This is a genomic window from Bradyrhizobium sp. SOJA106 (assembly GCF_059448745.1).
The window spans coordinates 3,998,910-4,011,464 of sequence record NZ_CM182549.1 but is presented as its reverse complement, the minus strand read 5'-3'; the positions used below and the strand labels follow the sequence as shown (position 1 = coordinate 4,011,464).

Annotated in this window: 10 protein-coding genes; 3 read left to right on the top strand and 7 right to left on the bottom strand. The window is 63.6% G+C overall.

What is annotated here, in order from left to right:
• Nucleotides 1-130: 130 nt before the first annotated feature.
• On the top strand, nucleotides 131-580 hold the full coding sequence (locus AC5V87_RS18225) for a MarR family winged helix-turn-helix transcriptional regulator (protein WP_495371752.1): 450 nt from the start codon (nucleotides 131-133) through the stop codon (nucleotides 578-580).
• 44 nt (nucleotides 581-624) lie between these two features.
• Here the strand turns inward: AC5V87_RS18225 and AC5V87_RS18220 are convergent, their stop codons facing one another.
• Genes AC5V87_RS18220 through AC5V87_RS18195 form a run of 6 tightly spaced genes read right to left on the bottom strand, consistent with a single transcriptional unit; the run spans nucleotide 625 to nucleotide 8,374 of the window.
• A complete protein-coding gene (locus tag AC5V87_RS18220) occupies nucleotides 625-1,860 on the bottom strand; it encodes a cytochrome P450 (RefSeq protein ID WP_495371751.1) in 1,236 nt (411 codons plus the stop codon).
• A gap of 30 nt (nucleotides 1,861-1,890) precedes the next feature.
• On the bottom strand, nucleotides 1,891-3,003 hold the full coding sequence (locus AC5V87_RS18215; protein ID WP_495371750.1) for an NAD(P)-dependent alcohol dehydrogenase: 1,113 nt from the start codon (nucleotides 3,001-3,003) through the stop codon (nucleotides 1,891-1,893).
• A gap of 31 nt (nucleotides 3,004-3,034) precedes the next feature.
• Complete coding sequence (locus AC5V87_RS18210) at nucleotides 3,035-4,243, bottom strand: CaiB/BaiF CoA transferase family protein (protein WP_495371916.1); 1,209 nt, start codon at nucleotides 4,241-4,243, stop codon at nucleotides 3,035-3,037.
• 8 nt (nucleotides 4,244-4,251) lie between these two features.
• The gene (locus tag AC5V87_RS18205; RefSeq protein WP_495371749.1) at nucleotides 4,252-6,492 is read right to left on the bottom strand and encodes an acyl-CoA dehydrogenase family protein; all 2,241 of its coding nucleotides are present in this window, start codon (nucleotides 6,490-6,492) and stop codon (nucleotides 4,252-4,254) included.
• Between the two features lie 6 nt (nucleotides 6,493-6,498).
• Nucleotides 6,499-7,308: an enoyl-CoA hydratase/isomerase family protein gene (locus AC5V87_RS18200; protein WP_495371748.1), complete on the bottom strand. Its 810-nt coding sequence runs from the start codon at nucleotides 7,306-7,308 to the stop codon at nucleotides 6,499-6,501.
• Between the two features lie 58 nt (nucleotides 7,309-7,366).
• Nucleotides 7,367-8,374, bottom strand: a complete 1,008-nt coding sequence (locus AC5V87_RS18195; protein WP_495371747.1) for a FadR/GntR family transcriptional regulator — start codon at nucleotides 8,372-8,374, stop codon at nucleotides 7,367-7,369.
• Between AC5V87_RS18195 and AC5V87_RS18190 the strand changes: the two genes are divergently transcribed.
• Together AC5V87_RS18190 and AC5V87_RS18185 are read left to right on the top strand one after the other, a co-directional pair.
• Complete coding sequence (locus AC5V87_RS18190) at nucleotides 8,312-9,451, top strand: acyl-CoA dehydrogenase family protein (protein WP_495371746.1); 1,140 nt, start codon at nucleotides 8,312-8,314, stop codon at nucleotides 9,449-9,451. The genes AC5V87_RS18195 and AC5V87_RS18190 overlap by 63 nt on opposite strands.
• 83 nt (nucleotides 9,452-9,534) lie before the next feature.
• On the top strand, nucleotides 9,535-10,701 hold the full coding sequence (locus AC5V87_RS18185; RefSeq protein ID WP_495371915.1) for an ABC transporter substrate-binding protein: 1,167 nt from the start codon (nucleotides 9,535-9,537) through the stop codon (nucleotides 10,699-10,701).
• A 241-nt stretch (nucleotides 10,702-10,942) separates the two neighbouring features.
• On the opposite strand, the gene guaA is transcribed toward AC5V87_RS18185, so the two are convergent.
• Nucleotides 10,943-12,541, bottom strand: coding sequence for a glutamine-hydrolyzing GMP synthase (gene guaA / locus AC5V87_RS18180; protein ID WP_495371745.1), 1,599 nt, complete (start codon nucleotides 12,539-12,541; stop codon nucleotides 10,943-10,945).
• Nucleotides 12,542-12,555 lie beyond the last annotated feature (14 nt).

The window sequence follows — 12,555 nt, the reverse complement described above, 5'->3', positions numbered from 1 at the left end:
CACTCTGGCGCCCGTTCCGCCATGGGTTGAGAGCCATCGGACAAGCTGCTAACGCCTGAGCAATTCCAGGAGAGTTCAGGTCAGCGACGGCATGTCAGCGCCCAAGGAAAAGAATGCGAGCGCGGTGGAGATGGCGCGCAACTGGCGCCTCGAAGGGGGCGTTGGGTTTCTGCTTCGACTGCTCGAGGCCCGCTATGATGTGCTCTATCAGGACCTGACCGGCCAGAGCGACATCACGCCACGGCAGTTCGGTGTGTTGATCGCACTCTATCAGGATGGTCCCCTCACCCCGTCCGCCCTCGCCGTGCGCATCAGCAGCGACCGCAACACGCTCAGCGAAATGCTCAAGCGCATGACGGCGCGCAAGCTGATCTCGAAACGAAGCAACGCGGAGGACCGGCGGTCGATCCAGGTCCAGATCACCGCCAAAGGCGAGGAAGCCCTTCTCAGAGTCATCCCCGCCGCGGCCGAGCTTCAGAACACCCTGCTCGCCCCTCTGAGCAAGGAGGACCGCGTCCACTTCCTCAACTGCATGCTCGCGATCGCCAAGGCCGCCGCGCCCTCGTCTCCAGAGACCTGACCCTGTCCCTGCCTTCGAGGGCGCGCACGCGCCGCGACGCTCCGCTACCGCACCGAATAACGGATCGGCAAGCGTTTCACGCCGCCGAGAAACGACGTTTCGGTCCACGCCGGGGCACCCGCGAGTTCGACCCGCTCGATCCTGCCGAGGAATTCGCGGAAGAAGGCGACGATCTCGGCTTTGGCGAGATGCCGTCCGATGCAGGCGTGAATGCCGAAGCCGTAGCCGAGATGCCGGTTGGGCGACCGATCGGGAATGAACTGGAAGGGCCGATCGAAGGCTTCCTCATCCCGATTGCCTGAGGGATAGCTGAGGAGGATGCTGTCCCCGGCCCTGATCGTCTTGCCGCGAATGTCGTAGTCGGCCGTGGCGGTGCGGAAGAAGTGTTTGACCGGAGATACCCAACGCACCATCTCCTCCGCGGCGTCAGATAGCAACTCGGGCTCGCGCTGCAGGCGGGCCATAGCCTCGGGGTTCTCGATCAGGGCAAGCAGACCGCCGGCGATCGTCGCGCTCGTCGTATCGTGTCCCGCGCTCGCGAGTGCGACATAATACGAATAGGCCTCGAAATCCTCAATCGGCCGGCCGTCGATCTCGGACGTTGCGATCACCGTCGCCACGTCGTCCTGCGGGTTTTTCCGTCTCTCCCGCGCGACGTCCTTGAAATAGTCGACATAGGCGATCGTGGCGTCGATCAGGTCGGAGCCCTTCTGCATCTCGGGATCGCCGCCGCCGAAATAGGCCTGGGTGATCTTGAGCAGCCGTTCCTCGTCGCTGCGCGGCAGGCCGAGGATGGTCATCAGGACCCGCAACGGATAATAGATCGCGATATCATTGTAGAAATCGCACTGGTTGCCCATCGCCACGAGACTATCGACGCTCTCCTTCGCCAGCGCCGCCATGCGCTCGGACAATGTCCGGATGTGCCGGGGCTGAAACCAGGCGTGGGTGAGCTTCTGATACTTGCCGTGATCGGGATTATCCATCTGCGGCAAAGCCCGGACCAGCATGGGCTTGCCGCTCATCGCCTCTCTCACCTTGCTTTCGAACTCGATGCTGAGAAGCTTGGTTCGCGGCGCGTTGATGAAGCGATCGGCCTGGCGCTCGATCTCGATGATGTCGGCGTATTTGGTGATGGTCCAGAACGGACGATACCCTTTAGGTTGCGTCCAATGGACCGGATCGTCCCGCCGCAGCTCGCCGAAGAGCCGGTGCTGCAGACCGACATTGCCATAGGTTCTGTGATCGGCGATTGCATTATCCGTTGCGATGTCGAGCATCGTTCCTCCTCCCTGCTTGTTTATGTCTTGTTAGGCGCTCCCAATCCCCGCCATGGTCAGAACGGGCTTGACCACGCGGCCACTGTCGAGGGCGTCGATGGCCTCGTTGATGCCCGCGAGTGGATAGGCCTTGACGAATTTGTCGAGCGGCAATCGGCCTTCGCGGAAGAAGCCGATCATGCGCGGAATGAACATCTGGGGATTTGCATCGCCCTCAACCACGCCGCGGATGGAGATTCCCCGCCCGACCACCACACTTGCTTCGGCCGCATACATCGTTCCCCGGGGCGGGGCCGCGACCTGCGCGCTGACACCTCGCGCGCGCAGGCAATTGACCGAGCTTGCCACCGCCGCCGGTACGCCCGTCGTGTCGAGCGAAAAATGCACGCCGCCCTGCGTGAGCTCGGCGATCTCAGCCGCGGGATTCTCCGCGCGGCCGGACACCGCATGCGTTGCGCCCAGCTCGCGCGCGACGCGCAGCCGCTCCGGCACGACATCCACGGCGATGATGGTCGAGCAATCGACGATCCGCGCAGCGATGATGGCGGACAGACCGACGGCGCCGACGCCGAACACGGCAATCGAGGTCCCGGCCTGCGGCCGCAGCACGTTCATGATCGATCCCATGCCGGTCTGGATGCCGCATCCGAGCGGCGCAAGAAGATCCAGCGGCAGATCGGCATCGACCGTGACGATGTTCCTGGTGGTGGCGATTGCGTGAGTCGCGAAGGCGGATTGCGCGAAGAAATGACCGCCCAGTTCGCTCCCGCCACGCGACAGCGCCGAGCCGCCAGACCTGTTTCCGAACAGGTTGATGGCACGAAAATGGTCGCAATAGCCGAGCGCGCCGTCGCAACAATTCGGGCACTCGCCGCAGGAGCCAAAGCTCATGAGCACATGGTCGCCGGGCCGGAACGACGTCACGCCGGGGCCGACCTGCTCGATCACGCCCGCGCCTTCATGGCCCAGAACCTTCGGCATCTGCACCGGAATGTGCCCATACTTGACCGCGAGATCTGTGTGACAGATGCCGCACGCGTGCACCCGGACCAGGACTTCGCTGCCGCGTGGGGCCGAGAGTTCGCAAGGGACGATCTCGAATGGATCGCGCGGCCCATTTGCTATCGCAGCGATGATCTTCATGAACGGATGCCCTCCGACGCGCTGTTGTGAACTAGCCTTTCGCCCGGGCGCTGGCGCTTCCAAACACTCCGGCGTCAGCGAGGCCGGCGATGGCCTCGCCCGACAGGCCGAGGACCCGGGACAGCAATTCGTCCCGATGCGCACCGACCGCGGGAATCTCCCGCCGCATGGCGGTCGATCCGCCCGACATCTTCCAGGGCGCATTGACGCCCAGGAATTCCCCCGCGCTATCGGCGATCGTCGCGAATGCACCGCGCTGAAGGAGATGCGGGTCGGTCAAGGCGGCTCCCGGATCGCGATATTCGGCACTGGGAACGCCGGCCTTGTCGAGGGCGGCCATGCACTCGCGCACCGTATGCTGCTCGGACCATTTCTCGACGACCTGCATCATCGCGCTCCAGTTGGCCGCGCGGCCCGGTACCGTCTTGAAGCGCGGATCGTTCGCGAGATCGCCCTGCCCTGTCACCTCGCACAGCGCGGCGAAATTTCGCGGCGTGATCGGCGCAACCAGGATGTCGCCGTCGGAAGCCCGGACCGGACCGTAGGCGGCCCGCGGCGCTTGCGGGGCGAACTGCGCTTCCTGCAATTCGTAGACGAGCAGGTTGAGCATGCAATCCATCAAGGCGACATCGATCCGCTGGCCCGCGCCGGTTCGCGCGCGCTGGACCATGGCGGTCTGGATCGCCGAATAGCCGAAGATCCCGCCGAGCACGTCCGCGACGAAAACCGCCCCCGCCGCCGGCCGGTCGCGATCGCCCGCATACCGCATCAACGAACGGTCGAAGCCGCTCTCGGCGTGAACGATCATGGCGTAGGCGGCGCGCTCGGCGGCCGGTCCCGTTTGCCCGTAGCCCGAGATCGAGCAGTAGATCAGGCGCGGGTTGATCGCGCGCAGCGCCTCGTAGCCAAGGCCAAGCCGGTCCATCACGCCCGGCCGGAAATTCTCGACCAGGATATCGGTCTCCTTGACCAACCGGCGGACCAGTTCGATCGCCTCGGGATTTTTCAGGTCAAGCGCAAGGCTGCGCTTGCCAGCATTGAGCTGGCCGAAATAGGCACTTTGGCCGCCCCGCAACGGAGCCCGCAGACGCATATCGTCACCCTCGGGCGGCTCGATCTTGATGACCTCCGCGCCGGCATCGGCAAGCAGCCTCGCGCAATAGGGACCGGCCAGCATGATCGAGAAGTCGAGCACGCGGACGCCCTCCAGCGGCAGATTCGTGATCTCCTGCACCTGCATGCTCACTCCTATCTCGGTAGCCCAAGCGCCCGTTGTGCGATGAGGCTGCGCTGGATCTCGTTGGTGCCGATGCTGATCACCCACATCAGCGAATGACGCAGGTTCTGCTCGAAACGGCCGTTGTCGATCGCCCCCGGCATCTGCTCCGACAGCATCGCCCTCGCGCCGAGGATGTCGAGCGCCGCCTCGCCGAAGCGCTCCATCAGCTCCCCCGAGAACACCTTGCTGATCGCGCCGTACTCCGGCGGGGTTACCCCGTCCGCGGCAAGCTCAGCGCAATGCATCATCAATTGACGCCCGATCTCGATCTCTGCAGCCAGCGTCGCCATCCTGTCGCGCACGATGGGATCGTCGCTGAGCGCCATTCCCGCAGCGTCCCTCTCCATGACATGCCCGCGCAGTTGCTCGAAGGCGTGAGCGACCTTCAGGACGATGCCGCCGCCGACCAGCCCGCGCTCGAAAGCGAGCGCGCCGATCAGGACCTTCCAGCCCCCATTGACCTCGCCAACGAGGTTTTCCACGGGAATGCGAACGTTGTCGTAGAAGATGTTGGCGAAGGAGCCGTCATACATCGTGGTTGCCGGCCGGACCGTGATCCCCTCCGCGTCCATGGGCACGATGAACATGCTGATGCCGGCGTGCGGCGGCCTGGCGTCCTTGTCGGTGCGCGCGGCCAGGAACATGTATTTGCCCCACCAGGTCGTGGTCCAGATCTTCTGGCCGTTGATGACCCAGTGATCGCCATCGCGCACCGCGCTGGTGCGCAGCGCCGCAAGATCCGAGCCCGCCTGCGGTTCGCTGTAGCCCATCCCGTGCATGGCCTCGCCGCGCAGGATCTCGGGCAAATAGCGTTGCTGCTGCTCGGGCGTTCCGAACATCATCAGGGCATTGGCCTGGATCGCGGCGCCGATGCGTGGCGCTTCGCCCCGCTCCATCGTTTCCATGAACGCGATCTGCTCGAGCGGCGAACGGGCCTGGCCGCCGAATTCCCGGGCCCAGCCAAGACCGATCCAGCCGGTCTCGCCGATGTCGCGCGCGAAGTCGGCATCGAACTCGCGCTTGGCGAACGGCTTGCGATCGAACTCGACCTTCCGGTCTCCCGACCAATGCCGCTCCAGCCAATCTTTCACCTGCTCGCGCAGCGAATTGCCGGCCGGGCCAAGATCATATTCAGGCAGGCCCGAACTGCCCGGCTCCAGCAACGCGGATGCCAGCCATTTTTTCGCCGGAGCCGCCCCGCCCAGCATGATGGTGTCAAGATGCACCCGCTTGAAATGCAGCGGCGCCTCGTGCTCGTCGGCATAACCGATCGCGCCGAATGCGTGATGCGTCTCGAGCGAGACGCGTCGCAACGCATCGCTCGCGAAAGCGACAGCCGCATGGGCGAAGTAGCGCCATTCGCGATCGTCCCGATCATGAAGCCCGGCCGCATGATCAATGATCAGCCGCACCCCTTCCAGAGCGATGAAGCCATTGGCAAGCTTGTGCTGGATAGCCTGGAAGCGGCCGATCGGCTGACCGAATTGATGCCGTTCCTTGGCATAGTCCGTGGCAAGCTCGAACCCTCGCTCGGCGGCACCGTGCGCTCGCGCCATCAGCGCCAGCTTTCCCCTCAGCAAGAGATCGTCGACAATGCCCGCCTCGATCGCGATGAGGCTGATCGGCGCCGAACTGAGACGCACCTCGCAAGCCCCCCAAGCACCCATGGCCCGCGTTGGGGCAATTGCGACGCCGGCGGCATCCAGCGCCACGAGGCCCAGGAGCGCGGGGTCAATGGCAACCAGGAGATGCGTGCAGCTATCCGCGGCTTCCACGAGCCGGAGCACCCCGTCCGCTCTGCCCTCCCGAACCCGGATTGCGCCGGCGCCCGCATCGGGATCGAGCGCTCCAAACGCGAAGGCGAGCCGAGCCGTCCCGTTATGCAGCTTCTCAAGACAATCAGCGGCGAGCTCCGACCTTGCCGTCGAAAGCGCGAAATTGGCCAGCGCAGCCGACCACATCGGCGCAGGACACACCGCGCGCCCGAGCTCGGCGAGCACGACAGCGATCTCGCGCAAGCCCCCTTCCTCGGGAGCGGAGCCGAGACCGGCAATGCCCAGGCCAACCAGCTTGGTCCATATCGCCGCAACTTCCTGCGGCTTGGCGCCAAGCCTGAGGCAATCGGCATCCCACTGCTCGCCGAGAAACCCGCGAACGGATCTCCGCAGCATCTGCCTGACCTCGTCGGTCGGAAGCTCGGTGGCGTCCATGGCCGACTAGCCTTGGCCAAACCGGGGCTTGCGCTTCTCCTTGAACGATGTCGTCGCTTCCTTGTGGTCGGCGGTCTCGAATGTCACTTGCTCGAGCGCCATCGAGGCTTCGAGCAGCATGTTCACGCGATCCTTGACGATCTGGTTGATCGACAGCTTGGTCCATCGGATGGCCCAGGTCGGACCATTCGCGAGCTCGATCGCGATCTCCCGGGCCTTGGCCAGCACTTCGGCCCGCGGCGCGACGTGATTGACGAGGCCGATCCGCTCGGCCTCCTTTCCCTTCAGCAGGGTGCCGCGAATGAGGAATTCCTTGGCCTTGTTGATGCCAACGAGCAACGGCCAGATCACGGTGCCACCGTCTCCGGCCACGAGCCCGACCCGCGACACGTGGGTGTCGCCGATGCGCGCATCCTCCGCCATGACCGCGATGTCACAGAGCAGCGCGTGGGTCGCGGCAAGGCCGATGGCATCGCCGTTGATGGCGGCGATGATCGGCTTGTCAAGCTCGAGCTGACGCGTCACGCCGCGGCGGCTGATCATGGGATCGTGGACCTCACCCTCCTCCAGCACGTCACCGCCCGGCCGCTCCGACATCGCCTTGACGTCGCCGCCGACGCTGAAGAATTCTCCGGCCCCGGTCAGCACCACGACGTTGACGGCATGGTCGTCGGCAAGATCGTCCCAGATCGTGCGGAGTTCCCGGATCAGCTTTTGATTGATGGCATTGCGGGCCTGCGGCCGATTCAAGGTCACCGTCGCGACCTTGTCGGCGACATCCACGGTCAAGCATTCATATTTGGCGTATCGGGACACATCTTCCTCCGTTCGTTTTTCTTATTCGCATCCGGCCTGCTGGCCGGATGAACGCGCGTCATTTCATGCCGGGCTTCATCTCCGCCAACGCGATTTGGAGCGACATGGCGCCTGGATCCTGCTCCAGCATCTTTTCGACCGCACCCAGGTGGCTCCGCATCAACCGAGCCGCAGCCGCGGCATTCCGCTCGCGCAGCGCTGCCAGGAATTGCTTGCGACGCTCAACCAGGCGCGCCATCGCAACCCCGCTCGATGCGACCTTGGCATAGACAAACCGCATGTGGATCTCGGTGACGGCATCGGTGATCATGGCAATCACCTTGTTGCCGCAGGCGATAGCGAGCAATTTGTAGAACTCTCGCGCGCATTCGACCCTCTCCAGCAACCGGCCCTCGCGGGTAAAGAGCTCCGTTCGCTCAACATTCGCCTGCAATGCTTCGAAATCTGACTGCCGGGCGTTCGCGCAAGCCAGCCGCACCACGAGATCGAGAACCTGGACTCGCGCTTCCGAGAGTTCGCGGATCGAGATGGTACCCAGGCTCAGCATGTCGCGCATGACCACGTTCATGCGGCTGGTATCACCCTTCTGGACGAAGGCGCCGCCCTTGACACCCTTCTGCAGCCGCAGCACGCCGGCCATCTCCAGGCTACGAAGCGCCTCTCTCAGGACGTTGCGGCTCACCCCGAGCTGCTGGGCAAGATCGCGCTCGGGCGGAAGCTTGTCGCCCGGCTTGAGAACTCCGAGTGCGAGCTGCTCGCGAATCCGGTCGCAAATTTCCTCGAAGGCGCGCCGCGTATGGATCGGCCGGAATGCCACGGGGGCCGGCGATCCCGCCGTACGATGATCGGAGGCACGCTCGCGACGTTTCGCCGACGCCATGCGCGTGCCGGCGGATGAATGGGGGCTTGACTTGGTTGCCATGCGGTGAATTATTAAATGGATCACCCATTCAATGGAAGCCCCTTTTTGGGGCCTCCCAAAGAAAAAATATCGGAGACGTTCATGAGCTTCACCGAGGAGCAGATCGCATTCCGCGACAGCATCCGGAAGATGGCGACCAAGCACGTAGCGCCGATCGCAGCCGAAATCGACGAGACCGATCGCTTTCCCCTCGAACTCGTGAAGCTGTTCGGCGAGATGGGGTTGATGCAGCTCTGGGTCCCCGAGCAATATGGCGGGCCGAACGGCAACCTGACCATGGCGTGCATCGCCCGCGAGGAGATCTCGCGATTTTCTCCCGCCTGCGCGTCGATCGCCGCACTGAACACGATGTTCATCATGCCGCTGCTGCACTTCGGCTCCGAGGAGCAACGCAAGAAATACCTGCCGATCATTGCGAAGGGCGGCATCGTGACGGCGATCGCGATCTCGGAGCCGCAGGCCGGTTCTGACGTCACTGCGATCAACACCCGCGCCAAGAAGGAAGGCGATTGCTACATCCTCAACGGCCGCAAGCAATGGTGCAGCTACGGCGTGGCGGCGGACTATATCGTCGTGATGGCGCGCACGAGCGACAGCCCGGGCGCGGACGGCATCAGCGCCTTCATCGTCGAGCCCAAGACCATGCCGGGAATTACGTTTGGCGGCCACGAGCGCAAGATGGGCTTTCGCGGCGCGCCCAACACGCCGATCTTCTTCGACAACGTGCGGATTCCGGTGGAAAACCTCGTCGGTGAGGAAGGCAAGGGTTTTCGCGCCTCGATGCGCGCCCTCGACCTCAATCGTCCCACGATCGGCGCGCAGTCCGTTGGACTCGCCCAGGGCGCGCTCGATGTCTGCGTCGCCTATGCGAAGGAACGCAAGCAGTTCAAGAAATCGATCTCGGAATTCCAGGGCGTGCAGTTCATGCTCGCCGACATGGCCATGCAGATCGAGGCGGCGCGGGCCCTCGTCTATGAATGCGCGCGCGCGGGCGACGCCGGTGATTGGAAGCGGCTGAACGTCCTGGCCAGCATGGCCAAATGCGTAGGCAGTGACATGGCCATGAAGGTGACGACCGACGCCGTTCAGATCTTCGGCGGCTACGGCTACACCATGGACTATCCGGTCGAGCGCATGATGCGCGACGCCAAATTGACCCAGATCTTCGAGGGCACCAACCAGATCCAGAGAATGGTCATCGCCCGGGAACTTCTTCGATAAAAATCTAAAAACAAACAAAGCGGGAGGATCTAACCTTGAACAGCCATATCGGGCGCGCCCTGGGCGTGATCGCCGCATCAGCGATGCTGGTGTCGACCCAGTTGCACGCAGAAAAAGCCTACGGGCCGGGTGTCAGCGATACCGAGATCAAGCTCGGGCAATCAACGCCGTTGAGCGGCCCGGCGTCGGCATTCGGCGCAGGCGCGGGACGCGCCGTCGTCGGCTATTTCGAAATGCTCAATGAGCAAGGCGGAATCAACGGACGCAAGATCAACTTCACACAGCTCGACAATGCCTACAGCGCCCCCAAAGCGGTCGAGCAGTCGCGCAAGCTCGTCGAGGACGTCGGGGTGCTCGCTGAAGTCGGCACCATCGGCACGGCACCGAATGTCGCCATCCAGAAATACCTGAACTCCAAGCAGGTCCCACAGCTGTTCATCACCGCCGGCGGACGTCGGTTCAACGATCCAAAGAACTTCCGCTGGACCGTGCCGCTCTATCCCGATTTCGAGACCGAGGGGCGCGTCATCGGCAAGTACCTGCTGAAGACCAGGCCGCAAGCCAAGATCGGCGTCCTCTACCAGAACGACGACTACGGAAAAGACTATCTGAAAGGCCTTCGTGCCGGTCTCGGCGACAAGGCATCGCAAATCGTGCTCGAGGCATCCTACGAACTCGCCGACCCCACGATCGATTCGCAGATCGTCCAGCTCAAGTCCGCCGGCATCGACACGCTGGTCGAGCAGTCGTCCTCAAAGGCAGCGGCGCAGTCGATTCGCAAGGTCCATGAACTGAACTGGAGCCCGTTACACATCATCGGGGGATCGACGGCTTCCGTAGAAACCATCCTGAAGCCCGCAGGCCTCGATGCCTCGAAGGGCCTCGTAACCACTCAGTTCCTCAAGCAGCCCGGCGACCCGGCCTGGGCCAATGACGACGAGGTCAGGGCCTACAAGGCTTTCCTGAAAAAATACGCCGCATCAGTCAATCCGGACGATTATTCGGTCCTCGTCGCCTATATGAACGTCCATGCCGTCGAACTCGTGCTGAAGAAGTGCGGCGACGACCTCACGCGGGAAAACCTGATCCGTCAGGCGACGTCACTGCACGGCGAACGATTGCCGATGATGCTGCCGGGTATCTCGATCAGTACCAAGCCCGACGACTACGGAGCATTCAAGACCCTCCGGATCGCGGTATTCGACGGCGAGAGCTGGAGCATCACCGGCGATCCCATGTCGGCGGAATGAGCGGTTCGCCGGGTCGAAGCGGACGGGTGCGCTTTGCGCCAAAACTTGACTGTGCTCGAGACTGGAGCCCCCGCCCTTCTGTACGCTGAAGGGCGCTGTAGTATTCCGTTAGGCTAATCGTTGTGGATTGCAGACCTCGAGCGCGATAGGTCGAAGCACTACTTCGACCAGCGTCCCCGATACGAAGGAATCGACAACGTTCTCCAGACTACGACACACCGCGCAATGGCAGCCGGCCGCGCTACTCCCACTCAATCGTCCCCGGCGGCTTGCTCGTCACGTCGTACACCACCCTATTCACGCCCTTCACCTCGTTGATGATGCGCGTGGCGGTCTCGCCCAGGAACTTCATGTCGAACTGGTAGAAGTCCGCGGTCATGCCGTCGGTGGAGGTGACGGCGCGCAGGCCCACGACGTAGTCGTAGGTGCGGCCGTCGCCCATGACGCCGACGGTCTTGACGGGGAGCAGCACGGCAAAGGCCTGCCAGATCTCGTCGTAGAGGCCGTGCTTCCTGATCTGGTCGATGTAGACGGCGTCCGCCTTGCGCAGGATGTCGAGCTTGTCCCTGGTGATTTCGCCGGGGCAGCGGATGGCGAGGCCTGGGCCGGGGAACGGGTGGCGGCCCACGAAGATTTCGGGCAGTCCGAGCTCGCGCCCTAACTTGCGCACCTCGTCCTTGAACAGCTCGCGCAGGGGCTCGACGAGCTTCATGTTCATGCGCTCGGGCAGCCCGCCGACATTGTGGTGGGACTTGATCGTCACCGAGGGGCCACCGGTGAAGGAGACGCTCTCGATCACGTCGGGGTAGAGCGTGCCTTGCGCGAGGAAATCGGCGCCGCCGATCTTCTTGGCCTCCCGCTCGAACACCTCGATGAAGAGGCGGCCGATGGTCTTGCGCTTCACTTCGGGATCGGTGACGCCTTCGAGCTCGCCCAGGAATTGCTTCGAGGCATCCACGTGCACGAGCGGGATGTTGTAGTGGTGCCGGAACAGGTCGACGACGGTCTTGGCTTCGTCGAGGCGCAAGAGGCCATGATCGACGAACACGCAAGTCAGCTGGTCGCCGATGGCTTCGTGGATCAGCACAGCGGCGACGGCTGAATCGACGCCCCCGGAGAGGCCGCAGATCACCTTGCCCTTGCCGACCTGCTGGCGGATCTTTGCGATCTCCTCCTCGCGGAAGGCGCGCATGGTCCAGTCGCCGGTAAGGCCGGCGATCTTGCGGACGAAATTGCGGATCAGTTTTGCGCCGTCGGGCGTGTGCACCACTTCGGGGTGGAACATCAGGCCGTAATATTTGCGCGTCTCGTCCTGGATGATCGCGAACGGCGCGTTCGGCGAGGTGCCGGCAACGGAGAAGCCCGGCGGCATTTTAGTAATGCGGTCGCCATGGCTCATCCAGACCTGGTTCTTGCCCCCGAGAGTCCAGACGTCCTCGAATAGCTGGCTCTGCGCCTTCACCTCGAGATCGGCGCGGCCGAATTCGCGGTGATGGCCGCCCTCGACCTCCCCGCCGAGCTGGGCTGCCATGGTCATCTGGCCGTAGCAGATGCCCATCACCGGTACGCCGGAATCGAAGATCGCTTGCGGAGCGCGGGGCGAGCCGGCCTCATGCACCGACTCAGGGCCGCCGGAGAGGATCACCGCTTTCGGCTTCATCTCGTTGAAGGCGGCTTCGGCCTTGTTGAACGGGACGATCTCGCAATAGACGCCGTCCTCGCGCACGCGACGCGCGATCAGCTGCGTCACCTGGCTGCCGAAGTCGACGATGAGAATCTTGTCGTGCGCCGAGGCCACTGAGGGCGTCGACGCGGAGCGGTCGTTCTGTGCTGCTGTCATGGCAAGCAAATACG

What these genes read in the sequence shown, in the direction of transcription:
- AC5V87_RS18225 (WP_495371752.1), top strand. Translation starts at nt 131, where the DNA reads ATGGCGCGCAACTGGCGCCTCGAAGGGGGCGTTGGGTTTCTGCTTCGA.
- AC5V87_RS18220 (WP_495371751.1), bottom strand. Translation starts at nt 1,860, where the DNA reads ATGCTCGACATCGCAACGGATAATGCAATCGCCGATCACAGAACCTAT.
- AC5V87_RS18215 (WP_495371750.1), bottom strand. Translation starts at nt 3,003, where the DNA reads ATGAAGATCATCGCTGCGATAGCAAATGGGCCGCGCGATCCATTCGAG.
- AC5V87_RS18210 (WP_495371916.1), bottom strand. Translation starts at nt 4,243, where the DNA reads ATGCAGGTGCAGGAGATCACGAATCTGCCGCTGGAGGGCGTCCGCGTG.
- AC5V87_RS18205 (WP_495371749.1), bottom strand. Translation starts at nt 6,492, where the DNA reads ATGGACGCCACCGAGCTTCCGACCGACGAGGTCAGGCAGATGCTGCGG.
- AC5V87_RS18190 (WP_495371746.1), top strand. Translation starts at nt 8,312, where the DNA reads ATGAGCTTCACCGAGGAGCAGATCGCATTCCGCGACAGCATCCGGAAG.
- AC5V87_RS18185 (WP_495371915.1), top strand. Translation starts at nt 9,535, where the DNA reads ATGCTGGTGTCGACCCAGTTGCACGCAGAAAAAGCCTACGGGCCGGGT.
- guaA (WP_495371745.1), bottom strand. Translation starts at nt 12,541, where the DNA reads ATGACAGCAGCACAGAACGACCGCTCCGCGTCGACGCCCTCAGTGGCC.